This window comes from Candidatus Magnetaquiglobus sp. (genome assembly GCF_058402785.1).
On the sequence record NZ_JBZVFG010000002.1, the window covers coordinates 1 to 26,585 of the forward strand.

A 26,585-nucleotide genomic window follows, 5' to 3' on the forward strand; every position below is an offset into this window, starting at 1 on the left:
ACGCCCGGCCTCCACCCGCCGGGCCAGCCGGAAGGTGGTCTCCAGATCGGTGACGAACCGCTTGAGATCCCGGTTGTTGATCCCCAACAGCGGACTCTTGAGTTCATGCGCCGCCTCGAGTTCCGCCTCGTCGTGCACCTCGATCAAAACATCCAGCCCCAACTCGAAAGCCGCAGCTTCGAGTTCTCGCGCCTGAGGGATCGCCAACACCGCCATGATCAGCAAAATCGCATCCGCGCCCAAAAAACGCGCCTCGGCCACCTGATAAGGATCATAAACAAAATCCTTGCGCAACACCGGCAGGCCGATCCTGGCCCGAATTTGTCCCAGATAGACATCATCCCCGAAAAAAAAATCCCGGTCCGTCAAACAGGAGATGCAACAGGCCCCATGCCCGGCATACCCCGCCGCGATGGCCGCCGGATCGAATGCGACGCCAACCGGAAAGATCCGTCCCTTGGAGGGCGAACCCAATTTCACCTCGGCGATCACCGCCGTCTGCTGTTGACTGGCCTTGGCAATCAAGGCCGGGGCGAAACCACGGGTGGGCGGCGCGCCGCGACATTCCGCCAGAAGCCCGGCCTCGGAAATGCGACCGCGCGCCTTGGCCACCTCCGCGCGCTTGCGGGCCATGATGCGATCCAGAATGGTTTCGGACATGGGGGCTGGTCCTGACAAAAAAGAGGGATGATCAGGCGTTGGAGATGCGAACCAGCCGTTCCAGCCGCTCGCGGGCCTGGCCCGAATCCACGGCCCAGGCGGCCTGGGCGATCCCGGCTGGCAGATCCGTCACGACACCGGCGACCAGCAGCGCGGCGCCCGCGTTCAACAACACGATGTCGCGACGCGGACCGGGTTCCCCAGCCAGAATCCCGCGCGTGATCGCGGCATTGAAATCCGCATCCCCGCCGGCCAGATCGGCGGGACTGGCAAGCGGGATGCCGAAGCTCTCAGGATGCCACGTATGCGGTTCCAACCGGCCATCCGGCGTCCACTCGGCTACCCGGGTCGGACCGGTGGTGGTGATCTCATCGAGCCCATCGTGACCATGCACCACCAGGGCATGACGCGAACCGAGCCGGCCCAGCGCGCGCGCCACCGGTTCCACCCAACGGGCGTCGAACACCCCCAGCAGTTGATTCGGCGCGCCGGCGGGATTGGTGAGCGGTCCCAACAGGTTGAACAGGGTGCGGAATCCCAGCTCCTGACGCGGTCCCATGGCATGCCGCATGGCGCCATGATGGCGCGGGGCGAAAAGAAACCCGATCCCGGCCCCGGCCAGACACCGCTCCACGGCCTCGGGATCCAGGTCGATCCGCACGCCCAGAGCCAACAGCAGATCCGCCGAACCGCTCCTGGAGGAGATGGCCCGGTTGCCGTGCTTGGCCACCGTCACCCCGCACGCGGCCACCACGAAGGCTACCGTGGTGGAGATGTTGAAGGTGCCCAACCCGTCCCCACCCGTGCCGCAGGTGTCGATCACCGTGCCCGAAGCGGTCACCCGCGTCGCCTTGGCGCGCATGGTCAACGCCGAACCGGCGATCTCCTCGACCGTCTCGCCCTTCATGCGCAAGGCGGTCAGATAGGCGCCGATCTGCGCCGGGGTCATCTCCCCGGACATGATGCGCTCCATCATCCAACGCGCCTCGTCCTGGGTCAGATCGACGCCGGTCACCACGCGACCAAGCAGCTCACGGATCTCCATGGCACGTCAACCTTTCAGAAAATTGGCCAGCATCGCGTGACCGTGTTCGGTCAGGATCGACTCCGGATGGAACTGCACCCCCTCGACCGGCAGATGGCGATGACGCAACCCCATCACCAGACCGTCGTCGGTCCAGGCGGTGACCCGCAGACAGTCGGGAATCGAATCCCGCGCCACCACCAGCGAATGGTAGCGCGTGGCGCGGAACGGCAGCGGCAACTCCCGGAACACCCCGGTTCCGTCGTGCTGGATCATCGAGGTCTTGCCGTGCATCAGATGGGGCGCGCGCACCACCAGCCCCCCATACGCCTGCCCGATCGCCTGATGCCCCAGACACACCCCGAGCAGAGGGATCCGTCCGCCCAACCGCCGGATCACCTCGAGGGTGATCCCGGCCTGATCCGGATTGCCCGGACCCGGCGAGATCACCAGTTGATCCGGAGCCATGGCCTCGATCTCGTCCACGGTCAGGGCATCGTTGCGGACCACCCGCACCTCCACCCCCAACTCGCCGAAGTATTGGGCCAGGTTGTAAGTGAAGGAGTCGTAATTGTCGATGAGTAGCAGCATGGCGGCTCACTCCAACCCTCGCTGGACCAGATCCACGGCCCGCAACACGGCACGCGCCTTCTCGCGGGTCTCCTCGTACTCCCGCTCCGGGGTCGAATCGGCCACGATCCCGGCCCCGGCCTGCACATAGAGCCGACCATCCTTGATGATCGCGGTGCGCAGGGTGATCGCCAGATCCATGTTGCCGGAAAAGGAGATGTACCCCACCGCACCGGCATAGGGGCCGCGTCGCGACACCTCCAGCTCGTCGATGATCTCCATGGCGCGAATCTTCGGCGCGCCGCTCACCGTGCCCGCCGGGAAGGTGGCCGCCACCAGGTCGAAGGCGTCCAGACCCGGTTTCAGCCGCGCCTCGACGTTGGAAACGATGTGCATCACATGGGAGTAGCGCTCCACCACGAACCGTTCGGTCACCTTCACCGTGCCGTTCACCGCCACCCGCCCCAGATCGTTGCGCCCCAGATCCACCAGCATGATATGCTCGGCGATCTCCTTGGGATCGGCGAGCAGTTCCTGCTCCAACGCCAGATCCTGGGCCGCATCCACCCCGCGCCGCCGGGTGCCGGCGATGGGGCGCACCGTGGCGATCTCCCCCTCCTGACGCACCAGGATCTCGGGACTCGATCCGACGATGGCGAAATCCCCCATCTTCAAAAAATAGAGATACGGCGAGGGATTGGTGGCCCGCAACGCCCGATAGAGGGCGATCGGCGGGTGGTCGAAGGGGATCGACAGGCGGTGCGAAAGCACCACCTGGAAGATGTCGCCGGCCAGGATGTACTCCTTGGCCTTGCGCACCGACGCCTCGAAGGTCTCCCGTTCGGTTTCGTGAACGAAATCGGCCTCGCTCACCGGTCGTCCGGGGGGCGAGAACGGCGGACGCCGTTCCCCGGCGCGCAGCCGTTCCACCACCGCCTCGATGCGCGACGCGGCGCGCAGATAGAGGGCGTCCGGGTCATCCTCCGGCCCCACCAGGACATTCACCACCACCTTGAGCTTGCCAAACAGATTATCGAAAATCAGTGTCAGGTCGGTGAGCATGAACTGGGCGTCCGGACAGCCGAGCACGTTCGGATTGCCATCCGGGATGCGCTCGAAGCAGCGCACCATGTCGTAGGAGAAGAACCCCACCGCGCCGCCGTGAAACCGGGGCAGTCCCTCGACCGCCACGGGACGGAAGCGTCCCATGAGGTTCTTGAGGATCTCGACCGGATTGCCCTCCTCCACCACCTTCGAGCCGTCGCGCCGGTCCAGAAGCTCCACCCGGTTGTCGTTCACCGTGAAGATGGCCATGGGATCCAGGCCGATCATGCTGTAGCGGCCCCACTTCTCGCCCCCCTGCACCGACTCCAGCAGGAAGGCATGGCTCTGGTCGCCGGCCACCTTCATGAAGGCGGAGACCGGGGTGTCGAGGTCGGCCATGATCTCCCGATAGACCGGAATCAGGTTGCCCTGTCCGACCAGGGTACGAAACTGTTGCAAGGAAGGATGCATCATGCCACCCCAGACTCAGGCCGGATGGATTGTCGATGGAAGGATCAGTTGATCAAATGGGCGCCCGGATCGGCCAGCATGGCCGGATCGATGCCCAAACCCCGCAAGGCCACATGCCAGCGTTCCAGCGGCGGGGCCTCGAACAGCACCGCGCGATTCGGCGCGCTCACCAGCCAGGCATTGGACTTGAGTTCGTCCTCCAGTTGTCCGCCCGACCAGCCGGAGTAGCCCAGCGCCAACAGGAACCGTCCTCCGGCATCCTCGGCCAGATGGCGCAGGATATCCGGATTGGTGCCGAGATAGAGCCCTTTTTCCACCTCGATGCAGCCGGGACAGTCCAGGGTGCGTTCGTAGAGGATGAACCCCCGATCCAGGGCCACCGGCCCCCCCTGGAACACACTGGGGGGATGGTCGTGGCGCTGCCAGGTCAGCCCCAGCTGTTGCATGATCTCGCGCATCGAGACCGGATGGGGTTGATTGATCACCAACCCCAAGGCTCCATCGCTGGTGTGCGAGCAGATGAACAGGACGCTTCGCTCGAAATGGGCATCGCGGAGGCCGGGCATGGCGATCAGGAACTTGCCGGCCAGACTCCCCACCTGTTTCATCGCGGCATACCCTCTCGTGCGGAAACGTCAAGACAACAGACTTCTCAACCGCTCGTGAATCCCATCAAAACCGCCATTGCTCATCACCACCAGCCGATCGCCGGGAAGCACCCGCCCGGTCAGAAACGCCACGGTTTCGGCGGCGCCATCGACCACCAGGGCGCGCGGTTCGTGCCCGGACAACGGCCTCTCCCGGTTGATGGTCGCCACGATCGAATCGACGTCCAGAAGTTCCTCCGCAGGCAGTCCCCGCGCCGCCGGACGGGCCAGAATCACCCGATCCGCCGCCTCGAAGGCGGCTGCCAGCCGTTCCTGATGCACCCGCCGGCGCATGGTGTTGGACCGGGGCTCCAGGATCACCCAGATGCGATCGCCGCCGACGCTGGCGCGCAGACCGCGCAGGGTGGTGGCGATGGCCGTGGGGTGGTGGGCGAAATCATCATAAACCGTCACACCCTGAATTTCAAACCGCTGTTGCAGCCGTCTGGCCACGCCGCGAAAGGCCGACAGCCCATCCCGAACCCGCGCCGGATCCATGCCGTGGGAGAGGGCCGCAGCGGCCACCGCCAGGCCGTTCATCACGTTGTGACGCCCGGTCTGGTTCCAGGTCACGGTGAACAACGCCTCCCCGTCCCGAGCCACGGTCCAGACCCGGCCATCCGCCTGGTCGAGGCGCGCCGTGAATTGACGCGATGGAGGATCCTCCCCCTCACCCCCGGCCTGCGGCCCGTCCTCCGGGAGTCCCGCGGTTCGAGACTCATCCAGACCATAGCGGATCACCCGTGAATGGACATGGGTGAGCAGTGCCTCGATCTCCGGATCGTCGCCGTTGGCGAGCACCAGGCCCGAGGCAGGCACGGTGCGCAACAACAGACGAAACTGCGTGCGAATCGCCTCCAGATCGGGATAGATGTCCGCGTGGTCGTATTCGAGATTGTGCAAGATCAAGGTTTTTGGACGATAATGCAGGAACTTCGGACGCTTATCCCAGAAGGCGGTATCGTACTCATCCCCCTCGATCACGATCCAGGGCCCTTGCGGAGCACGGGCGCCAAAACCGAAATCCAGCGGAATGCCGCCGATCAGAAAACCCGGTCCCCAGCCGGCCTCCTCCCACACCCGCGCCATGAGGCTGGTGGTGGTGGTCTTGCCGTGGGTGCCGGTCACCACCACCGGATGGCGTCCCTGCAACACATGGGTCTGCAACCACTCCGGACCCGACACGTAGGGCAATCCCGAATCCAGCAGGGCCTCGAGTTCCGGATTGCCGCGCGAGATGGCGTTGCCGACCACCACCAGATCCGGGGCCGGGATGAGATTCCCGGCGCCAAACCCCTCGGCCACCGGGATGGCCAAACCAGCCAGAAAATCGCTCATCGGCGGATAGACCCCGGCATCCGAACCGGTGACGCGCCAACCCGCCTCCCGCGCCAGGGCGGCGATGCCCGCCATGGCCGTACCACAAATGCCGATGATGTGCAGATGCTTGAGCATGATCTTAAAAGACTCTTCATGAACCCAGGATTGACGGGTGGCTAACCGGCATCCCAGACCAGGGGATCCGGCTCCTCGGGCCGCGCCCAGCGCAGCAGGGCGCGAAAATGTTCCCAATCGAACCCGGAACCCGGATCCCATTTGCGCTCCGGGGCAATGTCGCGATGCCCGACGATCCGCTCCGGCGTGATGCCGGGCAGACGGACCATCAGGGTACGGGCCAGCCCGGCCAGACAGCTGTATTGTTCGGGGGTGAACCGACCATGTTCCACCCCTTCCAGCTCCACGCCCACGGAGAAATCGTTGCAGGCCTCCCGACCCAGCCAGCTGCTCTTGCCGGCATGCCAGGCCCGAAGCAGAACCGGGACATACTGGGTCAGTTGACCGAGACGATCGATCAGGAAGTGGGCGGAAACGCGCAATCCGGCCAACTGGCGAAAATAGGGATGGGCCTCGGGATCCAGTCGCCCCAGAAAGAGATCGTCCACGAACGGACCCCCGAACGCGCCAGGGGGCAGACTGATGGCATGCACCACCAACAGATCGATCCGCATCCCCTCGGGACGCGCGTCGGCGTGGGGAGAGGGCAGGTAACGCACCAGCGCGGCGGTCAGCGGACGCTCTCCACGGCGACCACTTCGGGCACCCGCTGTTTCATGAGCCGCTCGATACCGCCCTTCAAGGTCATGATCGCGCCAGGACAGGTGCCGCAGGCCCCACGCAGCCGGACGTTGACGATGTTGTCGGCGGTGATCTCCACCAACTCCACATCCCCACCGTCCCGCTGCAACATGGGACGGACCTCATCCAATACATTCTGAACTTTTTCAAGGATATCCACGGCCAACTCCGATTCGTTCACAAGTCAATATGTGCCCCCTCCGTTGCCCGCCAGGGCCATGGAGGAGGCGAATGGCTCGCGGAAGACGCGTGTCTTCGGCGGCCTGATTCCGGGCCATGTTCGCGGCATCGTTTCGCCAAAGACGCCAAACGATGCCGCAGCCCAGGCAGCGCGCAGCGTTTTTTCGCAAAAAGCGCGCTTAAAAGCCAAAGGCCAAAGTCAAAGGCCAAACCTCGGAGACTCCGTCTCCGAACCTCTGCCGGGGAGCTTACGGTCCCCCGTCCTGCAACAGTGGGGGGCCTGAACAATCACCCAGAATCACCCCTCACCTCCCATCATGCTCAGTTACGGACGCGACTCCTTGAGCTGCTCCTTCAAGGGGGCGACCGGCTGCACGGCGTTCACCGCCGGCAGCAGGGCATCGAGATTCAACCCGCCGGTGGCGTACAACAGCTTGAAACCGGCCAACACCAGCGCGAACCGTCCCTTGGCCAGTTCGGTCTGGGCCGAAAAGGCCTCGTTGCGGGCGTCCAGCAGATCCAACGCCGTGCGCGTACCGACGCGATACTCCCGCTCCACGCCGTCCAGGGCGTCGTTGGCGGCCTTCAATCCACTCTCCAGGGCCTGATTGGCGGCCCGGGCGCTCTTGAGATCGAGCAGCGCCGACTCCACCTCGCGCTCGACCTGCAAGCGCATCCGTTCCAGATCCGCGGCCTGGGCCTCCTTGCGGGCCTCGGCCTCGGCGGTCTGGGAGACGATCATGCCACCCGCGTAAAGCGGCAACGTCACCCCCAGATCGACGCTGTATTTGTTCAACGGATCCACCGTACCCGAAGTCTCCTCGCCCCAGGTTCGGCTCGCCCGCGCCGACAGGGCCACCGACGGCATGTGACCGGCCCGCTTCATCGCCACATCCTCTTCGGACACCTTCAAACGCAAGGTGGCAGCCACCAGATCCGGACGTTCGGCAGAGCGCAGACGCATCTCCACCTGGGAAAGCTCCTCAAGTTTTTCCCGAAAACCGGGCAGATGCAATCCCTCCGGCACCGGCATGCCGACCACCTCGACGAAACGGGTCCGGGCCAGGGCCAGGGTGTTCTCGGAACGGACCAGATTGGCCTCGGCGCTCGCCAGACGCGACTCCGCCCAACTCACGTCGGTGCGGGTGATCTCGCCGACCCGGAACCGGGAGCGGGTCGCCTCCAGGTGTTGTTTCAACACCTCGCGGTTGTTCTTGGCCAAACGCACCACCTCGGTGGCCTGCAACACCTCCACGATCACCGAAGAGGCTTCCAGGAACACCCCCTGCACCGCCGCCTGGGCATCGCGCTCGAAAGAGGCGATGTAGGGCTTGGTCTGACGCATGGCCACCAGCGCCTTTTGGTTGAAAAGCACCTGAGTCAGCGAGAGTCCGACGACATCCGGATCCGTGCTCGCGGCACCGTCCCTCCAATCGAGACGGCTGTGTCCCTTGGAAGCGTTCAGGTCGATGGTGGGCAGCAGCGCCGCCTGGCTCTGGGGCAGCCGTTCCAGGGCGGCCTTGAGCTGGGCGGCGGCGGCGGTGGCGCGAGGGTTCTTGCGCAGGGCCGCGTCGATGGAAGTGACGAACGGATCGGTTTTGTCCGCATCCGCCCAGGCCAGGCCCGACAGGCCGATCACGAGGGATCCGATGCCGATAACACGCTTTAGAACGCCAAACACGTCTGAAATCCCCTATTTTCTCGAGAGCGATTCAACCCCTGGGAACGTCTGTCCCGGAAGATTCTTTCAGTCGATGCGATTCCAAGCAAACCTGGGGCCAACGATGCCACAAGCGGGCCCGACCGCGATACGCGACCACGGTAACGGTAACATAGGTCGATCCGCGCTCAAATGTCCAGATGATCCCGCGCGAAGGGGGCCTTTTCCTGAATGAATCGGAACCTTTCCGCCGGTCGCTTGCCCATCAGGCGATCCAGGGCGTCATGGGTGGCATCGGCGTCATCCACCACCACCCTGAGCAGATGACGGCTGGCTGGCGCCATGGTGGTCTCGCGCAGCTGCGCCGGATCCATCTCGCCCAACCCCTTGAAGCGTGAAATCTCCACCTTGGCGTTGGCCTTCTTGCGGATGATCGCGGCCACCATCGCCTCCTTGGCGGCATCATCCAGGGCATAGCGGGTTTCGGCGCCGACGCTGACGCGATAGAGCGGCGGCTGGGCCAGAAACAGCCGCCCGCCATGCACCAGGGGGGTCATGTGCCGATAGAAGAAGGTCAGGAGCAGGCTGGCGATGTGGGCGCCATCCACATCCGCGTCGGTCATGATGATCACCCGACCATAACGGACCTTTTCCAGCTCGAAGGCCCGTCCGCTGCCCGCGCCGATGGCGGTGATCAGGTTCTTGATCTCGACGTTGGCCTCGAACTTCTCCAGATTGGCCTGTTCCACGTTCAGGATCTTGCCACGCAACGGCAACACCGCCTGGGTATGGCGGTCGCGGGCCTGCTTGGCCGATCCGCCCGCCGAATCCCCCTCGACGATGAACAGCTCGGTGGCGGTGGTATCCGAGGAGATGCAATCCGTGAGCTTGCCCGGCAGGGTCAGACGGGTGGTGACGCTTTTCCGGGTCACCCGGGCCATGGATTTCTTGCGGTTGAGCCGCTCACGGGCCCGATCGACCACCAGCTCCACCAGGCTTCCGGCCCGCTCCGGCGCGCCGTGCAGCCAGTGATCGAGGCTGTCCTTGATCACCGCTTCCACCCGGCGGGTCACACCGTGGTTGGTGAGCCGGTCCTTGGTCTGTCCGGCGAACTCCGGGTTGGGGATGAACAGCGACAGGACGCCGTTGAGTCCATCGAGTACATCCTCGGGAGCGAACTCCACCCCCTTGGGGATCAGGTTGCGCGCCTCGGCGAACTCGCGCACGCTCTTGAAGAGCGCGGCACGCAGACCGCTTTCATGCACCCCGCCCTCGCGAGTGGGGATGGTGTTGCAGTAGGAGAGGATGACCCCGCGCTCCTCGGGGGTCCAGACCAGCGCCCACTCCATCCGTCCGCGGCCATCCTCGCCGAAACGCTCCAGCATCCCGGCAAACGGATCGGCGATGACGCGCCGCTCCTCGGGGATCAACTCGCGCACGAAATCCCGCATCCCGTCCGGATAGGAGAAGACGTGCTCGGCATCCTGGGTCTCGTCGCGCAGGGTGACGGTCAGGCCACGGTTGAGATAGGCCTTGGCGCGACACATCTCCAAAAGACGGGTCGGATCGAAGCGGGTCAGGGGAAAGATGTCGCCATCCGGCAGAAAGGTCACCAGCGTGCCGCGCCGGCGGGTGGCCTCGAGCTGTTCCAGGGGAGATGCCGCCACGCCGCGTTCGAAACGCTGGCGCCAGCGATGACCGTCGCGATCCACCACTACTTCGGTCCAGGCGGAGAGGGCGTTCACCACCGACACGCCCACGCCATTCAAACCGCCGGCGGTTTCATAGGCCTTGTCGTGGAATTTCCCACCCGCGTGCAGGGTGGTCATGATCACTTCCAGGGCGGAACGGTCCGGATAACGCGGCAGGGGATCGACCGGAATGCCACGCCCGTTGTCCCAAACCGACACCGCGCCATCCTTGCGCAAGATCACCTGGATGCGATTGGCGTGACCGGACGAAGCCTCGTCGGTGGCGTTGTCGAGCAACTCCACCACCAGATGATGCAGGGCCGACTCGTCGGTGCCGCCGATGTACATCCCCGGACGCCGACGAACCCCCTCCAGCCCTTCGAGGACTTCGATCTGGGAAGCGTTATAGCTCATGATGGATTGGATCCCGCCCGCCATCCCGTCATGTGGGAGTGAGGCTCATCCGAGAGAAAGGACTACTTGTGTCGATAGGAGATGCGACCCTTGGTGAGATCATACGGGGTCAGCTGCACCGTCACCTTGTCACCCGGAAGGATGCGGATGTAGTGTTTTCTCATGCGTCCGGAGATGTGGCACAAGAGCTTGTGCTGGTTCTCCAGTTCGACGCGAAACATGGCGTTGGGAAGGTTCTCCATGACCGTCCCTTCCATTTCGATGACATCTTCCTTACTCAATATTCACACTCCCACGACAAGACCCGAACGGATTGGAAGCAGAATACATTAAAGAGATGTCTGACTTCTGTCAAGCACCAAACCGGGTGATCATTTCATCAACTGTCCGGCTCCGGGCAAAAATTCCCGCGTGAAGACATTGGCGGGAAACTCCCGTCCCTCGATGCGCCCGACCCGCAACGAGGAGCGATAGGCCTGATTCAGACCGCTGGCGGTCTCGAGCAGCATGGGGGCCCGATGATCGCCATCCAGTTCGCGTGGCTCCAGAAAGCGGATCGTCTTGAGCAATCCCCCGCCCGCGTCGTACTGGGTCAATTCGACGGGCAGGCGACTTTTTTTGTCCACCGTCAAGTTCACCCGCGCATGCGGCGTGCCCGGATGCAGGGGATGGAGCGTCAATTTCCAGTGGGCATCGTCCTCGGTGTCCAGGGTGGGACGATACTCCTCGGAAAAGTCCCCGAGCAGGAAATCGGCATTGTTGAACACCCCGCCCACCACCGACTGCAACAGGGTGGTCTTGCGGGTTTCGAGTTCGCCGGGCATGTGCAGCCACGTCTCGTCCCCCACCTTCAACACCGCCCGCCCACGCAACTCCTCAGGTGACACCACCACCATCAGAGCGCGCCGACCGCTCGCCTTGGCGGTGTAGAGCGTCACGAGACGCTGACGACCGTTGGGCAACTCGAAGGTGAGGCGATTGAAGCTTTCGTGGGATACGGCATGCATGGCCCGATCCATGGTTTTAAGGATCTCGACGGCATCCATGGCCCACAGCGGCAGCACAAGAGACCAGACGCACAATCCCACCAGCCCGACCCGTGCCATCCACCCCGAAGTGCGCCTGCCGGGGCAGGCGCGCTCCGATGAGCGCGATTCACAATCACCCGTCAACCGTGAAACCAATTTCCCGACTCTTCCGGAAAAAAAACGCATCCCAACCATGGTGTCACCGCTCAACCGATGTTAATGTATCCCACAATTGACAAAATTCAATCCACAGAAAGAGGATGCGACCCACGCCTCATGAGCACCATCACCGCGCAAACTCACGCCGTCTCCGATCATTCCGTGCTGGTCTGGCTGGCCGGGCTGCTCCTGATCGGCCTGATCTCCTGGAGCATCCATTATTTCATCATCGTGCCCATGCAACGCAAACGGCACATCCTCGAATCCATTCCCTACTGCCCCTCGCTGCTCCTGCCCCAGTTGCCCGCCGAACACGACAAGATCATGCGCGTGGACAGTCAAAGGCTGATCCATTTGAGCTATCGAGTCAACCTTTATCAACTCACCTGCTCATGCCTGCGTTTCCGACGCATCCGCCGCTTCTACCCGGCCAACGACATCCGCCGTCTTTGCCGTCATCTGCGCCGTGAACTGCAAAACAGCGGCTGTCTGCAAAACCTGGACGAGTTGACCCGCGGGGTGATTTCGTTTCGTCTGCGTGATGGGTGCTACGTTCGGGAGAGCCTGACCAACTCGGAGATGATCGTCGGCTTTCACCCGCGCTCGTCCATCGTGCGGGTCTACACCTACCGCAAGAGCCCGGATGATCCCCTTGGCGGCCCCTACACCGGCTCGGTGGACAAATTCACCTACAACCACCGGCAGGAGATCTGGGTCTACGGCGAGCCCCCGCCCAACGCCGACGAGATTCTCACCGTCGTCGAAACCCTCATGACCGCCTGTCGCGCCCGTTATCCGAACCCGGAAAAGCTGCCGCACGTCAAGGAGACGCTACAAATGCCGATTCCGGAGACCGAAGCCGCCATGGCCGCGCGCGCGCGTCGCGAGAGCATTCTGACCGCCCGACGTTCGACCACGCCCTTGCAGCAATAATCACCCACGACACAACCGCCCCCACCCGGCGCCGACCCCGATTCCAGGGTGGGGGCATGGCAGGCGTTCAACCCAGGCGTGCCGCCACCTTGCCGCGCTCCGGGGTCCAGCCGCGCACCCCCCGTTTCACGACCACGGTGCTTTCGCGCGTCTCGGCGCCATTGGCATCCAACCACGCCTGCCAATCGGCGCGCGTGGCCACATAAAAGGTCCCGACCCGCGCCAACGACTCCGGCGTCCGGGATCCCGTCGATCTGGACATGTTCCGTCTCCTTCCCTCTTTGAAGAGCAGTGGTGGCGAATCCACGCGGACCCACCCATGGAGAGGGTCACGCAATACTCATGCCGCTCCGGACCCGCCCGCACCCGATCGGATCCGTTGGTGGCACGGATGCATTTTTTGATTGCCGCAAGCCAGGATTGGATTATAATCAAGTGCCATCGACAACCCCTTGTCTTTTCCAGGAGGAATGCATGGCCGTTTCGAAAACCCCCAGCGCCAAACCCACCGCCGCCAAGCCGCCAGCCGCCAGACCGGCTCCCAAGCCCGCGGCCAAACCCGCCGCCAAGCCGGCCATGCCCCCGCGTGGAGCATCCAAAGGTCGCTGACCCATTCCCCCGGCCTGCCAGGCGGATCGATCGAATCAAGCCTCCGGAGGTCTCCGGAGGCTTTTTTTCGCTGCCGAATCCTGGATTCTCAACCGTTCCAGGCCCGCTTCGAGCATGGTCAGGATCAGTCGGTCGTAGGACCAGCCGTGCTGGGCGGCCATGCGCGGGAATCCGGAGTGGTTCGGATGGAGACCGGCCAGGGGGTTGATTTCCAAAAAATGGGGACATCCCCCGCCATCGGAGCGAAAATCCAGCCGTCCGGCATCGCGACACCCCAACAACCGATAGATCCCCAGAGCCGCCTCCAGAGCCTGCCTGGCCTCGGCATCCTCCACCAGCCGATAGCGCACCCGCGTCGCCCCCTCCTCCTTGGTGGCAAAGGCGTACACCCCGTCATCCCCATCCGTTTCGAACAGGATCTCGGCCACCAGGGCCAGGCGGATCGCCGAACCATTGCCCACGATCGCCACCGTGAACTCCCGTCCCGGCAGATGGCTTTCCGCCAGCACCGGCTGATCGAATCGCGTTCTCAACCCCTCGAACACCCGCGCCAACGCATCGGCATCGCAAACGCGCGACCCTGAATCGCACCCCTTGCCGCTCCCTTCGGCCACCGGTTTGAGAAACAGGGGACCGGCGATCCCGATCCATTCCAGGTCACGCGTCTCCTCCAGCAGCACGAACGGCGCGGTGGGCCAGCCGGCATCGCGCACCAGACGTTTGGCCAATCCCTTGTCGAGGGTCACGCCGAGGGTCACCGGGTCGGAGAAAAGATACGGCTGACCATACAGCTCCAGCAATCCCGGCACCTGGGCCTCGCGCCCGCGTCCGCCCATCCCCTCGGCGATGTTGAACACCAGATCCCAGCGTTGTCCGGCCACCAACCGTTCGGCCAGCGCCCGACCATGGCCGATCCGTTCCACCCGGTGGCCGCCGGACTCCAAGGCCCGGCACAGGGCCTCGATGGTTTCGGGTTGATCGAACTCGGCCAGATGCTCTTCGTCCCAGCCAAGATTTCGATACGCATCGCGCAGATCGTACACCAGGCCGATCAGCATGGATGTTCTCCTTGCAATTCCGGATCCGGGTAGCGGCAGATCCGACCCAGATGATTCTTGATCAGCAGGTCATTCCCCTCCCGTCCCACCAGGGTGGCTGACGCGATGGGGATCTTGCCGCCCCCGCCGGGCGCGTCGATCACGTAGCGTGGCACGGCATAGCCGCTCAGGTGGCCCACCAACCCTTCCATGAGGGTCAGGCCGCGTGATACCGGCACGCGGAAGTGGCCGGAGCCGGAGATCGGGTCGCACTGATAGAGGTAGTAAGGGCGCACCCGATGGCGTACCAGTCCGCGCATCAGGGTGCGCAGGGTTTCCAGATCGTCGTTGATGCCGGCCAGGAGCACGGTCTGTCCGGCCAGCAGGATGCCGGCGTCGGCCAGGCGTTCCAGGGCCTGTCCGGCTTCCGGGGTCAATTCATCCGGGTGGGTGGCGTGGAGGCTCAAGCCGAGGGGATGGTGGCGTTTGAGCATGGCGACCAGTTTGCGGGTGATGCGCATGGGCACCAGGAGCGGCATGCGCGAGCCGATGCGGATCAGTTCGACGTGGGGAATGGCGCGCAAGCTGGTCAGCAGTCGTTCCAGTACGCGGGTGGCGAGCAGCAGGGGGTCGCCGCCCGAGATCAGCACGTCGCGGATCTCCGGATGGGTGGCGATGTAGGCCAGGGCTGGTTGCCAATCGGTGCGGACGCCGTTGCCCACCAGGCGTGAGCGGGTGCAGTAGCGGCAGTAGCCGGCGCAGAGATCGGTGGCCAGCAGCACGACGCGATCTTCATGGCGGCGGATGAGGTTGGGGGCGACGATGGCGGTGGTTTCGTCGAGGGGATCGTTCGATTCGCCCGGTGTGGGGATGTTTTCCGCCAGGGTAGGAACCAGGGTGCGGCGCAGGGGATGGGATGGATCATCCGGGTTCATCAAGGCGGCGTAATAGGGGGTGATCGCCCAGGGTGGCCCGTTCGTGGCATGGTCGAGGGCGGTTCGTTCCGAGCCGGAGAGGCGCAAAACCCGCGCCAGGGCGGTGGGATTCCGGAAGCGATGGCGCAGTTGCCAGCGCCAATCGGACCACATGGAGCGGGTGGATTCCGGAAAGAACCGTTTCTGGAAGCTGGTACGGTTTTGATTGATGAACCATTCGGACACGTCACTTGATCCCGATGCCAGGTCGGACTTGACAAAAAAGAGGACAAAAAGTTTAATGAAATCCCGAGCCAATGGAAAGGTGCGGTCGTGCGTGTCTCCACTGTCGCGGAAAACCGGGGGCCAAAGGTCCCCGGTGGAGGTTCGGAGGCAGAGCCTCCGAGGTGTTGGTTCTGACTTTGACGTATTTGTTTGACTTTGACGTATTTGTTTGACTTTGACGTATTTGTTTGACTTTGACGTGCCTGTTTGACTTTGACGTGCCTGTTTGACTTTGACGTATTTTTGATTCAATTCGCCATTCTGATTCTGTTTTTGACTTTAGCGCGCTCTACAAAAAAACGTTTTTCACGTTTTTTGTGAAAAACGCTGCGCGCCGCCTTCGCCTCTGGAACGTTTCGCGCCTTTTGCGAAACATTCCAGAGTACATGGCCAGAAATACGGGCCTCCAAACAAGAAACAAGAAATCAAGACCAACGTCGCGGGGCTCCGCCCCACCCCGCCGGGAACGATCAACCCATCCCGTCGCCCTCACCACTCGCCAGGCTTGAGCCCCATGAACCCAACCGCCACCCTCCCCTCCACCCCCCTCCCGCAAAAACTCCTCTTCGCCGGAATCGCCACCCTCGGCGCCACGGCCTTCGCCAGCATCGCCCTGGCCCGCGGAGAGACGGTCAACGCCACCTGGCTGGTCATCGCGGCACTCTGCATCTACGCCCTGGCCTACCGTTTCTACGCCCTGTTCATCGAAAAAACCGTCCTGAAACTCGATCCGGATCGCCCCACCCCGGCAGTCCGGCATAACGACAACAAGGATTTCGTGCCCACCAACCGCATCGTCCTCTACGGACACCACTTCGCGGCCATCGCCGGTGCCGGACCGCTGGTGGGACCGGTGCTCGCCGCCCAGATGGGCTACCTGCCGGGCATGCTCTGGATCCTCATCGGCGTGGTGGTGGCCGGCGCGGTGCAGGATTTTCTGATCCTGTCGTTCTCCATGCGCCGCACCGGACGCTCCCTGGGGGAGATCATCCGCTCGGAGATGGGTCCGATTCCAGGCACCATCGCCATGATCGGCATCTTCGGCATCATGACCATTCTGCTGGCCGTGCTCAGTCTGATCGTGGTCAAGGCGATGGCGGAAAGCCCCTGGTCGGTCTTCACCGTCACCATGACCATCCCGATCGCCCTCTTCATGGGGGTGTACATGAAAAAACTCCGCCCCGGTCGCGTCGGCGAGGTGTCGGCCATCGGCGCGGTGCTGCTGATCCTGGCGATCATCGCCGGCGGCAAGGTGGCCAGCCACCCCACCCTCGCCCCCCTGTTCACCCTCACCGGACCCCAGGTGACCGCCGGATTGATCACCTATGGCGCCCTGGCATCCATCATGCCGGTGTGGATGATGCTCTGCCCACGGGATTACCTCTCCACGTTCCTCAAGATCGGCACCATCGTGCTGCTGGCCATCTGCGTGCTGCTGGCCGCGCCAGAGTTGAAAATGCCCGCCACCACCCGCTTCATCGATGGCACCGGACCGGTCTGGAGCGGCGATCTGTTCCCGTTTCTGTTCATCACCATCGCCTGCGGGGCCTGTTCGGGATTCCACTCGCTGATCGCCTCGGGCACCACGCCCAAAATGATCGCCAGCGAAGGGGATGCCCGTTTCATCGGCTACGGCGGGATGCTGATGGAGTCGTTCGTGGCCATCATGGCCCTGTGCGCCGCGTCGATCCTGGAACCGGGCATCTACTTCGCCATGAACTCCCCCGGGGCCGTGCTCGGCGGCTCGATCGACTCGGCGGTCACGGTGATCCAGGGGTGGGGCTTCGTGGTCACCCCGGAGATGATCGCCCAGATCACCCGCGACGTGGGCGAACAGTCGCTTTTGTCCCGAACCGGCGGCGCGCCGACCCTCGCGGTCGGCATGGCGCAACTGCTGTCTCTGTTCGGCGGACAGGGGTGGATGGCCTTCTGGTACCACTTCGCCATCCTCTTCGAGGCGCTCTTCATCCTCACCGCCGTGGATACCGGCACCCGCGCCTGCCGCTTCATGGTGCAGGACATGTTCGGGGTGATCTTCAAACCCCTGGCCCGCACCTCCTCCTGGTTGTCGAGCATCGTCGCCACCACCATCGTGGTGAGCGCCTGGGGATACATCCTCCATCAGGGGGTGATCGACCCCTTCGGCGGCATCAACAGCCTGTGGCCGCTCTTCGGCATCTCCAACCAGATGCTGGCCGGCTGCGCCATGATCGTCGCCACGGTGATCCTCTTCAAACTCAAACGGGAGCGACTGGCCTGGGTCACGATCATTCCCGCCACCTGGCTGGTGATCTCCACCATGACCGCCAGCTTCCAAAAGGTCTTCTCCCCGAACGTCAAGATCGGCTTCCTGGCCCATGCCGACACGTACCAACAGGCCCTCGACCAGAACCAGGTGATCGCACCCGCCAAAACCCTGGAACAACTCGCCCGCATCGTGGCCAACGACCGGCTGGATGCCATCCTGGCGCTCTTTTTCATGAGCATCGTGGCCACCATGCTGGTCTTCGGGGTGCTCGCCTGCCGCCAGGCGCTCCAAAATCCCCACGTCACCGCCAAAGAGGACGAACCACCCTCCACGGTCTGCAATCCGGTCACGCGATGTTGTTGACGCGAGGGGGGCGTTGGACGTAAACTCCTCGCACATGGAAGAAAATGGCCATGCCATCCACATGGCTTTCCACACCGAACATGAGGCCCCGCGTTGCATAAACTGCGCATCGATCAAGCCGTCATCGCCGACCTGGTGAGCGAAGGCGCGCGCGTGCTCGATCTGGGCTGCGGGGACGGCCTGTTGCTCGAACACCTGATCCGCCGCAAACACGCCCGCGGCTTCGGCGTGGAGATCTCCCACGAGGGGGTCCATGCCTGCATCGCCCGCGGCCTGCCGGTCTACCAGGGGGACATCGACCAGGGACTGAACGATCACCACGACGACTCCTTCGATTACGTCATCCTCTCCCACACCCTCCAGGCGGTCCACCGCCCGGAATACGTCCTCAAGGAGATGCTCCGGGTCGGCAAGAAGATCATCGTCTCCTTCCCCAACTTCGGCTACTGGCGGGTGCGGCTGGGATTGCTGCTGGCGGGTCGCATGCCGCGCACCCGCATGCTCCCCTATCGCTGGCACAACACCCCCTACATCCACCTCTGCACCATCCTCGATTTCGAGGATCTCTGCGCCGAACTGGATATCAACATCCTGAAAAGACTCCCCCTGGCCTCTGGCAAACACCCGGTCCGCCGCACCATCCAGAATCCGCTCTCCCAATGGATGCTGCCCGGGGCCACGGCCAACTGGCTGGCACCGGTGGCGGTCTACCTCCTGGAGCGCAACAGCCGATGAGACCCCCGATCGAAATCCTGCTCTCCGAAGAGATGATCCGCGCGCGCATCGCGCAACTGGCCGAGGAGATCGCGCCGCGCCTGCGCGAGGATGTGCTGCTGGTCACCCTCATGAACGGCGCCTTCGTCTTCGGCGCGGATCTCACCCGCGCCCTGGCCCGCCTCGGCAAACCCCTCATCCTCGATTTCATGGTGCTCTCCTCCTACGGCTCCGGCACCGTCACCTCGGGCCGGATCACCACCCGCATGGATCTCTCCATCGATCCCACCGGACGCCAGGTGCTGCTCGTCGATGACATCCTCGACTCCGGCAACACCCTGCTGATGGCCAGCAACCATCTGCGCGACAAAGGGGCCGACGAAGTGCTGACCTGCGTGCTCCTCGACAAACCGGCACGCCGCCGGGTTCCCATGCAGGCCGATTTCATCGGCTTCGAAATCCCGAACCTCTTCGTGGTCGGCTTTGGCATCGATTACGACCAGATGTTCCGGGAGTTGCCCTTCGTGGGCCATCTGCGCGCCTCATGACCCCTCCGCTTCCAGGACAGGCCCTGCTGTTCGATCTGGACGGCACCTTGGTCGATTCGGCCCCCGATCTGTGGCGGGCGATGAACCACGTCCTGACACTCAAGGGCCGGGATCCCCTGCCGCTGGAAAAAGTGCGCCATCTGGTGGGACACGGCGCGCGGGCCCTGCTGGCGCGGGGACTCCTGGACGACGAAACCGCCGATGCCCCGGAAAACGACCCGGCGTTCGAAGCCGCGGTGCGAGCCTTTCTCGACCACTACGCCGAACACCTCACCGACCACTCGCGACCCTACCCGGAAGTCCCCGAGGTGCTCGCCGAACTGGCCGGACGCGGCTTCGCCCTGGCGGTGGTCACCAACAAACCGGAACGCTTCTCCCGGAAAATGCTCGAGCAACTCGATCTGGCCCGCTTCTTTCCCGTGGTGATCGGTGGCGACACCCTGCCCACGCGCAAACCGGATCCCACCCCGCTGCTGCACGCACTGGAACGGTTGAACGTCGCCCTGGAACAGGGCATCATGATCGGCGATTCGGAGACCGATCTCACCGCCGCGCGCCGCGCGGGACTGCCGGTGATCCTCTGCTCGCATGGCTACAATCGCGGTGAGGATGTGCGCTCGCTCCATCCCGACCGCGTCGTGGACCGCTTCGGCCAACTGCCGGAGTTTCTTCAATCATCCTAGGGATTCAGGGATCTTTCGCATCATGACACGACTCAAGCTCGGCCTGCCCAAGGGGAGCCTGGAACAGGCCACCATCGAACTGTTCGCCCAGGCGGGATGGCACATCTCCACCAGCTCGCGCAACTATTTCCCCAGCATCGACGATCCGGAAATCGTCTGCTCGCTGGTCCGCCCCCAGGAGATGGCCCGCTACGTGGCCGACGGCACCCTCGACATGGGGCTGACCGGACTCGACTGGATCCTGGAGTGGGAGTGCGAACAGAAGGTGGCCCAGATCGGCGCGCTGGAGTACTCCAAAAGCTCCAACCGTCCCTGCCGCTGGGTGCTGATCGTCCGTCAGGACTCCGAAATCAAACGGGTGGAGGATCTGCAAGGCAAACGGGTCGCCACCGAACTCGAAGGGTTCACCCGGCGTCATCTCCAGCAACGGGGCGTCGAGGCCGATGTGATCTTCTCGTGGGGGGCCACCGAGGCCAAGGTGGTCGAAGGACTGGTGGACGCGGCGGTCGAAATCACCGAAACCGGCTCCACCATCCGGGCCCACGGCCTGCGCATCGTCGAGGATCTCCTGGAAACCCGCACCATGATCATCGCCAATCACGACGCGGTGCGCGATGGCTGGAAAAAATCCAAGATCGATCAGATCACCCTGCTGCTCAACGCCGCCCTCACCGCCCGTCACAAGGCGGTGCTGAAAATGAACGTCCCGGTGGCCCGTTCGGCAGAAGTGCTGGCCATTCTGCCCAGCCTGCAATCCCCAACCGTCAACCCCCTCTCCGATCCGGCCTGGCAGGCGGTGGAGACCGTGGTCGATCGCTCCCAGGTGCGCGACCTGATCTGGCGCCTCAAACAGGCCGGGGCCGTCGGCATACTGGAATATGACCTCAAAAAGGTGGTATGATACTTTCCAACAACAGGTTCAATCCTTTTATCCCAGGAGTTCCGCCAATGCCGCCAACCCAGACATGGACCGGTGACACCCCCTCGATGGTTCTGCTCCTCGGGATCTTGGGCATCATGACCGGAGTGATCTACGCGCTGTCGCGTTTTCTCCGTTCGATGCCGACACTTGTTCCGATCCCGGTTCGCACCCGCGAGTCGGAACGTCGGTTGGCCCTGGCCCGCGCCAGGGCGCGCCGTCGCGCGCTGGACGATTGAATGCCAGTCGTGTCGGATTTCATCAATCAGAAAGGGGTTCTAATCGATGGAAGTCAAAATTGAAGGCCGTCAGGTTGAGATCGGCGACGAATTGCGTGATCGCATCCAGAAGTATTTCGACAATCTGGATCAACGCTTCGGGCCCTTGACCCATGGCCGCATCTCCGTGGAGCGCAAGGCGCACAACAACGAACAGCGCGCCTCGGTCAAGACCGTGGTCAACGTGGCCGGCAAAACCATCTCCGCCACCAAGGAGTCCTCGACCGTGCTCGCGGCGGTCAACGAAACCCTCGACACGCTCACCGAGGAGTTGCTGACCCACGCGGAAAAAAGCAAGAAGAGTCACCGGTAACACCACACCATCCCGACCCCGCGCCACATCTCCCGGGGTCGGGATGCCCCGCCTCACCCGTCCCGATCACGCCGCATCACCCGTCCCGACAACCCCGCCTCACTCGTCCCGATACCGCCGCATCACCTCTTCGACCTCCGGACGCAGTTCCAGAAACAACCCCGCCAGATTCGGATCGAAATGACCCCCCGCCTCCTTGCGGATGAGAGCCAGAGCGTCATCCACGCTCCAGGAGCGCTTGTAGGGCCGGATCGAGGTCAAGGCGTCGTAGACATCGGCCAGGGCGACGATCCGCCCGGACAACGGAATCCCCTCCCCGAGCAAACCGCGTGGATAGCCGGATCCGTCCCATTTCTCGTGGTGGGTCAGGGCCACCTCGGCGCCCAGATGAAGAACGTCCGACTTCTGCTCGCCGATGATCTTGAAACCGATCTCCGGATGGCGTTTGATCACCTCGAACTCCTCCGGGGTGAGTTTGCCGTTCTTCAACAGGATCTCATCGGGAATGCCGATCTTGCCGACATCGTGCAGCGGGGCCGCCAGTTGCATCCGATCCGCCTCGGCCTCGCACAGCCCCGCATTGATGGCCAAAAGCCGGGTGAAGCCCCCCACGCGCATCACATGCATGCCGGTCTCGTTGTCACGGTAGTCCGAAGCGCGACCCAACTGCCGGATCACCTCGATGCGGGTCTCCTCCAGTTCGCGATTGCGCTGTTCGAGCTGGGTGGTGCGTCGTGTCACCTCATCGGCGAGCAGGCGCCGTTGATCGTGAAGCGCCAGGTGGGTGCGCACCCTGGCCAGCACCTTCGGCGAGGAGACCGGCTTGATCAGATAATCCGCCGCGCCCAACTCGAAACCACGAATCTCGTCGGCCACCTGGGATTTCGCGGTCACGAACAGGATCGGAATGTCCCTGGTGCGCGGATCCGCCTTCAGGATCTGGCAGGTCTCGTAGCCGTCCAGATCCGGCATCATGATGTCCAGTAGGATCAGGTCCGGCGGGGTCGAGGAGAGAGCCACCCGGATCGCCAAACGTCCACCGGTGGCCACCTGCAACCGATAGTGGGGGGCGAGGATCTCCTTCAACAAGTCGATGTTCTCGAGCGTGTCATCGACGATCAACAACCGTTTTTTCGGCGACGTATCCGCTTCGATCATCTCCGTCCCTCCCTCACGAATCGTCCAGGGGGTGCAGCGTCACCCGCTCCTCATCCGCCCAGTGCCGCAGCCGTTCGAGACACCCGTCGAAATCGTAATCGGCCAGGCACTGCCGCAACCCCCGGATCCGCTCCTTGCGCGCCATGCCGCGCACCAGGGGAAGCATGTTCTCCACCACCTGCTCCACCGATGCGTCGAAAGCACGCAGCAACTCGTCGGCCTCGCGCATCAACCCGACCAACGCCTCCGGAATCCGTCCGGCATCGGTCTCGTCACCGGCCTCCACCGGCAGATCCTCCTCCTGACCCAGGCCGGCCCGAATCAGCCCGGCCAGGAAGCCCAGCTCCCGCCCGGTCTCCTCCAGAAGCCCTGGCAATCCCAGCGCCTCATGCGGGGCCTTGGCCATCGACTCCAACCGTTTGGCCAGTTCGGCCACCGGATGAGCGCCGATCAGCGCCGAACTCCCCTTGAGGGTGTGGGCCAGACGTTCCATCTCCCCGTAATTCGCCTCGGTCCAGAAGCGTGCCAGCCGCGCGCAGGCATCCGCCTGATTCTTCAGATACTTGCCGAGCACGCTCCGATAGGTGGTCACCCGCCCGCCGACATTCCGCATGCCCACGGCCACGTCGATCTCCCGACAGGAGGTCAACCCGATCCCCGCATCCGGGTTGACGGGCACGGTGGCGGCAGAGGTCGCCGTCCCGGAAACGACCGCCTCGCCCCGCCCGCTCCACCTGGCCAGCATGGCCCACAGTTCGTTCGGCACCACCGGTTTGCTCAAATGATCGTTCATGCCCGCATCCAGACAACGCTGGCGATCCTGAGGGAGCGCGCTGGCGGTCATGGCGATGATCGGCAGGTTCCGGTTTCCCAGCCGGTTGCGGATCAAACGGGTCGCCTCGCACCCATCCACGACCGGCATGAGCATATCCATCAACACCACATCGAAGGTCTGCCCCTCGACGCGGGCCACCGCCTCGGCGCCATCGCCGGCCAACGCGACCCGAATCCCGGCGTCGCTCAACAGCTCCCGCCCCACCTCCTGGTTGATGGGATCATCCTCCACCAACAGCACGCGCAATCCCGCGAGTCGCTCCCGCATGCCAGCCCCTTCCCGCTCCAAGGTTGACGCAGCCGGACCATCCCCGATCCAGCGCGCCAGACAGGTGCGCAAGGGATCCAGGAGAATCGGCTTGCTCAAGAATCCGTCCGGGCACCCTTCCGGATCGCCTTGCGCGGATAACAGAATCCCCTCACCAGGCCCGGCCAACACAATGATTTTCGGCAACCGTCTCAAGCCCGGCAGATCGCGGATCTCCCGGACCCCCTCGAAGCCCTTCAGGCCGACCAGATCCCCATCCATCAGCACCATGTCCACGGATTCGGATTCGCGTTCGGCCACGCGCAACCGCTCCAGGGCCGCGCCCGGATCGGTTGCGACGATGGGGCGATACCCCAACCGCGCCACCATGCCAGCCAGAATCCGTCCCGCCACGGGGTGATCCTCCACGATCAGCACGCCGGCATCCCTCTGCACCACCCCCGCCCCATCCCCGAGGCGTCCCCGTCCGCCCACCGTGGCAAAACGGGCCGTGAACCGAAAACAGCTTCCCACCCCTGGCGTGCTCTCCACGCTGATCCGACCCGCCATCATCGCCACCAACCGCTTGGCAATCGCCAATCCCAAACCCGCGCCACCGTATTTGCGTCGGCTCGATCCATCCCCCTGGGAGAACTCCCGGAACATCTCCTCGATCTGATCCTCCGGCAAGCCGATGCCGCTGTCGCGAATGGAAAAAACCAGCTCCACCCACTCCGGACCCGATTCGCCCAGCGCAATGGAGATATGCACCTCCCCGCGCTCGGTGAACTTGATGGCGTTGCCCACCAGATGCTGCAACACCTGACCCAGGCGCTCCCCATCCCCACGCAGACGCGCGGGGATTCCATCCTCCACCTCGATCAGATACTCCACACCCTTCTTGCGCGCCTGACCGCTCATGTTGACCAGATCGTCCAGGATCTGCGTGAAAACGAACTCCACGTCGGCCAGGCACAACCCGGCGGATTCGATCCGGGAGAAGTCGAGAATGTCGTTGAGCAGATGCAGCAGATTGCCGGCGCTGGTGGCGATCGTGGCCAGATAATCCCTCTGCCTGGGGGTCAGATCGGTCTGGAGGCAGAGCTGCGTCAAACCGATCACGGCATTCAGGGGGGTACGGATCTCATGGCTCATGTTGGCCAGAAACTCTCCCTTGACCTCACTGGCCCGTTCCGCGGCCCGGGCCATGGCCTCGGCATAACGCTTGGCATCCAGGAAATGCATCTGGATACTCTTGAGTTCGGTCAGATCCACCAGCACGCCGATGATCGCCGGCGGATCGTCGCTGGAGGTGGCGAATTTGGCCAGGCGCAGCTCCACGCACCCGATGGAGGTGTGTCCGCCCCCCCATTCGATCTCCCGCCGTGCCTGAATGGCCCCGGTATCGGCCAGGAACTCCCCGTACAGACGGACGATCTCCCGTCCCCCCTCGGAGCGGAACAGATCGCCCAACCCCTGACCCACCAACCGCTCGGCGGGGAGTCCGATGAAATCGAGAAAGGCGTTGTTGGCGAACGTCACCATGCCGGAGCCGTCGATGAAGAAAATCGGCAACGGCACGGTATCGATCAACTGGCGCAGCAGCAGGCGCTCCTCCAGCAACGCCTTCTGGACCTTCTGGCGCTCCGTCACATCCCGGATCACCCCCACCGAGCCGATGTACTGTCGGGTCAGCCCCTCGCTCCCCTCTCCGACCGCGCCGTACAAGCCGGTGCTGTTCACCTCGACCTGAACCTTCGGCGGATCGAGGTTGCGCAACTCGTACACCTCGTCGCAGGTGCCGACTTTGGACTTCAGGTGCAATTCCAGCCCGAGGGTCAAACGGGTGCCGGTGCGGCGTTCATCGAACACCTTCTGTTCCGGATTGAACGTGCCGGCGCCGATGCGGTCCAAGACCCGATCGAGACTCACCGACGGCACGTCCGCGCTGTCGATGATCGTGGTGAAGTGGCGTCCGATCAGCTCGGAGGGGTGATAGCCCAGCCGTTCGATCGCCCGGTTCAGGAAGGTGAAATGGCCGTCCGAGTCGATCTTGAAAACGATGTCCGGAATGGTCTGCACCAGTCCGCGAAACCGCTCCTCGGAGGCGGAGAGTTTTTGCAGGCTTTCGTCGAGCTGCTCGTTGATCTCCCGCAGACGACGGTTCTTCTCCTCCATCTGGGTTTGCATGCGCCGCAAGGCCAGATGGGTGGCGATGCGCGCCAGAACGATCGCGGGTCGGATCGGTTTGGTCAGATAATCGACCGCGCCCAGTTGCAACCCCTCGAGTTCATCCGCCTCGTCAGTGCGCGCGGTGACGAAGATGACCGGAATGTCGGCGGTCTCTGGATCGGCCTTCAGCTGGCGGCACACCTCGAAACCGCTCATGCCCGGCATCACGATGTCCAACAGGATCAGATCCGGTCGTGGCAGCATGCGCGCCAGTCGCAGGGCGAGCGCGCCGTGGATCGCCAGACGCACCTGGCAACTCTCCGTCAACACCGCCTTGAGCACGTCCAGATTATCTGCCGCGTCATCGACGATCAGCACGACCGGTTTTCCCGCCGACTCAACCATCACCCCCTCCAGCCCGAAAGAGAGCGACTCGAACCCTGTCCGACACCGCTTCATGATGCCATCGAGATGCGATACCCCGCCCGTTCCCGGCATCGACCGGGCGACCAGGCCCAAAACAGACCCGCAGATCATCCCCCCACGAACGGGAATCGGCGACGACAGCAGGGCGGCACTGTTCGATGAGCCGATCATCCCCCCACGAACGGGAATCGGCGACGACAGCAGGGCGGCACTGTTCGAT

General features: G+C 63.7%; 26 protein-coding genes. 9 read left to right on the plus strand and 17 right to left on the minus strand.

Annotation, left to right across the window (positions count from 1 at the left end; all coding sequences use genetic code 11):
- From ACV4UY_RS00835 to ACV4UY_RS00890, 12 genes are all read right to left on the minus strand, one after another.
- On the minus strand, positions 1-660 hold a 660-nt coding region (locus tag ACV4UY_RS00835), incomplete at its 3' end, for an indole-3-glycerol phosphate synthase TrpC (RefSeq protein WP_491605777.1).
- A gap of 31 nt (positions 661-691) precedes the next feature.
- Positions 692-1,705, minus strand: coding sequence for an anthranilate phosphoribosyltransferase (gene trpD / locus ACV4UY_RS00840; RefSeq protein ID WP_491605778.1), 1,014 nt, complete (start codon positions 1,703-1,705; stop codon positions 692-694).
- A gap of 6 nt (positions 1,706-1,711) precedes the next feature.
- Complete coding sequence (locus tag ACV4UY_RS00845; protein WP_491605779.1) at positions 1,712-2,275, minus strand: anthranilate synthase component II; 564 nt, start codon at positions 2,273-2,275, stop codon at positions 1,712-1,714.
- Between the two features lie 6 nt (positions 2,276-2,281).
- Positions 2,282-3,772 (minus strand): anthranilate synthase component I, encoded by a 1,491-nt coding sequence (gene trpE, locus ACV4UY_RS00850; protein WP_491605780.1) that lies wholly within the window; start codon positions 3,770-3,772, stop codon positions 2,282-2,284.
- A 41-nt stretch (positions 3,773-3,813) separates the two neighbouring features.
- The gene (locus ACV4UY_RS00855; protein ID WP_491605781.1) at positions 3,814-4,377 is read right to left on the minus strand and encodes a YqgE/AlgH family protein; all 564 of its coding nucleotides are present in this window, start codon (positions 4,375-4,377) and stop codon (positions 3,814-3,816) included.
- A 27-nt stretch (positions 4,378-4,404) separates the two neighbouring features.
- Entirely contained in the window at positions 4,405-5,871 is a 1,467-nt protein-coding gene (locus tag ACV4UY_RS00860; protein ID WP_491605782.1) for a UDP-N-acetylmuramate--L-alanine ligase, read from the minus strand.
- Between the two features lie 41 nt (positions 5,872-5,912).
- Positions 5,913-6,473, minus strand: a complete 561-nt coding sequence (gene ampD / locus ACV4UY_RS00865; protein WP_491605919.1) for a 1,6-anhydro-N-acetylmuramyl-L-alanine amidase AmpD — start codon at positions 6,471-6,473, stop codon at positions 5,913-5,915.
- A gap of 8 nt (positions 6,474-6,481) precedes the next feature.
- Positions 6,482-6,706 carry a NifU family protein gene (locus ACV4UY_RS00870; RefSeq protein WP_420904261.1) on the minus strand — a complete coding sequence of 75 codons (225 nt, stop codon included), beginning with the start codon at positions 6,704-6,706 and terminating at the stop codon, positions 6,482-6,484.
- Between the two features lie 351 nt (positions 6,707-7,057).
- On the minus strand, positions 7,058-8,371 hold the full coding sequence (locus tag ACV4UY_RS00875) for a TolC family outer membrane protein (RefSeq protein WP_491605783.1): 1,314 nt from the start codon (positions 8,369-8,371) through the stop codon (positions 7,058-7,060).
- Positions 8,372-8,580: 209 nt separating this feature from the next.
- Positions 8,581-10,497, minus strand: coding sequence for a DNA gyrase/topoisomerase IV subunit B (locus ACV4UY_RS00880; RefSeq protein WP_491605784.1), 1,917 nt, complete (start codon positions 10,495-10,497; stop codon positions 8,581-8,583).
- 62 nt (positions 10,498-10,559) lie between these two features.
- Entirely contained in the window at positions 10,560-10,778 is a 219-nt protein-coding gene (gene infA, locus ACV4UY_RS00885) for a translation initiation factor IF-1 (protein WP_420904216.1), read from the minus strand.
- Positions 10,779-10,868: 90 nt separating this feature from the next.
- Positions 10,869-11,603 carry an outer membrane lipoprotein-sorting protein gene (locus tag ACV4UY_RS00890; RefSeq protein ID WP_491605785.1) on the minus strand — a complete coding sequence of 245 codons (735 nt, stop codon included), beginning with the start codon at positions 11,601-11,603 and terminating at the stop codon, positions 10,869-10,871.
- 198 nt (positions 11,604-11,801) lie between these two features.
- Between ACV4UY_RS00890 and ACV4UY_RS00895 the strand changes: the two genes are divergently transcribed.
- Positions 11,802-12,617, plus strand: coding sequence for a hypothetical protein (locus ACV4UY_RS00895; RefSeq protein WP_491605786.1), 816 nt, complete (start codon positions 11,802-11,804; stop codon positions 12,615-12,617).
- A gap of 67 nt (positions 12,618-12,684) precedes the next feature.
- On the opposite strand, the gene ACV4UY_RS00900 is transcribed toward ACV4UY_RS00895, so the two are convergent.
- Positions 12,685-12,879: a hypothetical protein gene (locus tag ACV4UY_RS00900; RefSeq protein WP_491605787.1), complete on the minus strand. Its 195-nt coding sequence runs from the start codon at positions 12,877-12,879 to the stop codon at positions 12,685-12,687.
- Between the two features lie 212 nt (positions 12,880-13,091).
- Between ACV4UY_RS00900 and ACV4UY_RS00905 the strand changes: the two genes are divergently transcribed.
- Positions 13,092-13,226: a hypothetical protein gene (locus ACV4UY_RS00905; protein ID WP_420904212.1), complete on the plus strand. Its 135-nt coding sequence runs from the start codon at positions 13,092-13,094 to the stop codon at positions 13,224-13,226.
- Between the two features lie 35 nt (positions 13,227-13,261).
- On the opposite strand, the gene ACV4UY_RS00910 is transcribed toward ACV4UY_RS00905, so the two are convergent.
- Positions 13,262-14,284, minus strand: coding sequence for a D-alanine--D-alanine ligase family protein (locus ACV4UY_RS00910; protein WP_491605788.1), 1,023 nt, complete (start codon positions 14,282-14,284; stop codon positions 13,262-13,264).
- The gene (locus tag ACV4UY_RS00915; RefSeq protein WP_491605789.1) at positions 14,278-15,423 is read right to left on the minus strand and encodes a KamA family radical SAM protein; all 1,146 of its coding nucleotides are present in this window, start codon (positions 15,421-15,423) and stop codon (positions 14,278-14,280) included. The genes ACV4UY_RS00910 and ACV4UY_RS00915 overlap by 7 nt, the downstream gene beginning before the upstream one ends.
- A gap of 553 nt (positions 15,424-15,976) precedes the next feature.
- Between ACV4UY_RS00915 and ACV4UY_RS00920 the strand changes: the two genes are divergently transcribed.
- The 7 genes from ACV4UY_RS00920 to hpf all read left to right on the plus strand — a co-directional run bounded on the left by ACV4UY_RS00920 (position 15,977) and on the right by hpf (position 21,528).
- Positions 15,977-18,073 carry a carbon starvation CstA family protein gene (locus tag ACV4UY_RS00920; RefSeq protein ID WP_491605790.1) on the plus strand — a complete coding sequence of 699 codons (2,097 nt, stop codon included), beginning with the start codon at positions 15,977-15,979 and terminating at the stop codon, positions 18,071-18,073.
- A 93-nt stretch (positions 18,074-18,166) separates the two neighbouring features.
- Positions 18,167-18,808, plus strand: coding sequence for a methionine biosynthesis protein MetW (metW, locus tag ACV4UY_RS00925; RefSeq protein WP_491605791.1), 642 nt, complete (start codon positions 18,167-18,169; stop codon positions 18,806-18,808).
- Positions 18,805-19,335 carry a hypoxanthine phosphoribosyltransferase gene (gene hpt / locus ACV4UY_RS00930; RefSeq protein WP_491605792.1) on the plus strand — a complete coding sequence of 177 codons (531 nt, stop codon included), beginning with the start codon at positions 18,805-18,807 and terminating at the stop codon, positions 19,333-19,335. The genes metW and hpt overlap by 4 nt, the downstream gene beginning before the upstream one ends.
- Positions 19,332-20,018: a phosphoglycolate phosphatase gene (locus ACV4UY_RS00935; protein WP_491605793.1), complete on the plus strand. Its 687-nt coding sequence runs from the start codon at positions 19,332-19,334 to the stop codon at positions 20,016-20,018. The genes hpt and ACV4UY_RS00935 overlap by 4 nt, the downstream gene beginning before the upstream one ends.
- Positions 20,019-20,040: 22 nt before the next feature.
- Positions 20,041-20,919: an ATP phosphoribosyltransferase gene (gene hisG, locus ACV4UY_RS00940; protein ID WP_491605794.1), complete on the plus strand. Its 879-nt coding sequence runs from the start codon at positions 20,041-20,043 to the stop codon at positions 20,917-20,919.
- A 47-nt stretch (positions 20,920-20,966) separates the two neighbouring features.
- On the plus strand, positions 20,967-21,176 hold the full coding sequence (locus ACV4UY_RS00945) for a hypothetical protein (protein WP_491605795.1): 210 nt from the start codon (positions 20,967-20,969) through the stop codon (positions 21,174-21,176).
- A 46-nt stretch (positions 21,177-21,222) separates the two neighbouring features.
- The gene (gene hpf, locus ACV4UY_RS00950; RefSeq protein ID WP_420904202.1) at positions 21,223-21,528 is read left to right on the plus strand and encodes a ribosome hibernation-promoting factor, HPF/YfiA family; all 306 of its coding nucleotides are present in this window, start codon (positions 21,223-21,225) and stop codon (positions 21,526-21,528) included.
- A gap of 99 nt (positions 21,529-21,627) precedes the next feature.
- On the opposite strand, the gene ACV4UY_RS00955 is transcribed toward hpf, so the two are convergent.
- On the minus strand, positions 21,628-22,686 hold the full coding sequence (locus tag ACV4UY_RS00955) for an HD-GYP domain-containing protein (protein ID WP_491605796.1): 1,059 nt from the start codon (positions 22,684-22,686) through the stop codon (positions 21,628-21,630).
- 13 nt (positions 22,687-22,699) lie between these two features.
- Positions 22,700-26,585 (minus strand): response regulator (locus ACV4UY_RS00960; RefSeq protein WP_491605797.1); only part of this gene is annotated, 3,886 nt, incomplete at its 5' end.

Coding starts and splice junctions, on each gene's coding strand:
- trpD (WP_491605778.1), bottom strand. CDS start 1,705: ATGGAGATCCGTGAGCTGCTTGGTCGCGTGGTGACCGGCGTCGATCTG.
- ACV4UY_RS00845 (WP_491605779.1), bottom strand. CDS start 2,275: ATGCTGCTACTCATCGACAATTACGACTCCTTCACTTACAACCTGGCC.
- trpE (WP_491605780.1), bottom strand. CDS start 3,772: ATGATGCATCCTTCCTTGCAACAGTTTCGTACCCTGGTCGGACAGGGC.
- ACV4UY_RS00855 (WP_491605781.1), bottom strand. CDS start 4,377: ATGAAACAGGTGGGGAGTCTGGCCGGCAAGTTCCTGATCGCCATGCCC.
- ACV4UY_RS00860 (WP_491605782.1), bottom strand. CDS start 5,871: ATGCTCAAGCATCTGCACATCATCGGCATTTGTGGTACGGCCATGGCG.
- ACV4UY_RS00880 (WP_491605784.1), bottom strand. CDS start 10,497: ATGAGCTATAACGCTTCCCAGATCGAAGTCCTCGAAGGGCTGGAGGGG.
- ACV4UY_RS00890 (WP_491605785.1), bottom strand. CDS start 11,603: ATGGCACGGGTCGGGCTGGTGGGATTGTGCGTCTGGTCTCTTGTGCTG.
- ACV4UY_RS00895 (WP_491605786.1), top strand. CDS start 11,802: ATGAGCACCATCACCGCGCAAACTCACGCCGTCTCCGATCATTCCGTG.
- ACV4UY_RS00900 (WP_491605787.1), bottom strand. CDS start 12,879: ATGTCCAGATCGACGGGATCCCGGACGCCGGAGTCGTTGGCGCGGGTC.
- ACV4UY_RS00905 (WP_420904212.1), top strand. CDS start 13,092: ATGGCCGTTTCGAAAACCCCCAGCGCCAAACCCACCGCCGCCAAGCCG.
- ACV4UY_RS00910 (WP_491605788.1), bottom strand. CDS start 14,284: ATGCTGATCGGCCTGGTGTACGATCTGCGCGATGCGTATCGAAATCTT.
- ACV4UY_RS00920 (WP_491605790.1), top strand. CDS start 15,977: ATGAACCCAACCGCCACCCTCCCCTCCACCCCCCTCCCGCAAAAACTC.
- hpt (WP_491605792.1), top strand. CDS start 18,805: ATGAGACCCCCGATCGAAATCCTGCTCTCCGAAGAGATGATCCGCGCG.
- ACV4UY_RS00935 (WP_491605793.1), top strand. CDS start 19,332: ATGACCCCTCCGCTTCCAGGACAGGCCCTGCTGTTCGATCTGGACGGC.
- hisG (WP_491605794.1), top strand. CDS start 20,041: ATGACACGACTCAAGCTCGGCCTGCCCAAGGGGAGCCTGGAACAGGCC.
- ACV4UY_RS00945 (WP_491605795.1), top strand. CDS start 20,967: ATGCCGCCAACCCAGACATGGACCGGTGACACCCCCTCGATGGTTCTG.
- hpf (WP_420904202.1), top strand. CDS start 21,223: ATGGAAGTCAAAATTGAAGGCCGTCAGGTTGAGATCGGCGACGAATTG.
- ACV4UY_RS00955 (WP_491605796.1), bottom strand. CDS start 22,686: ATGATCGAAGCGGATACGTCGCCGAAAAAACGGTTGTTGATCGTCGAT.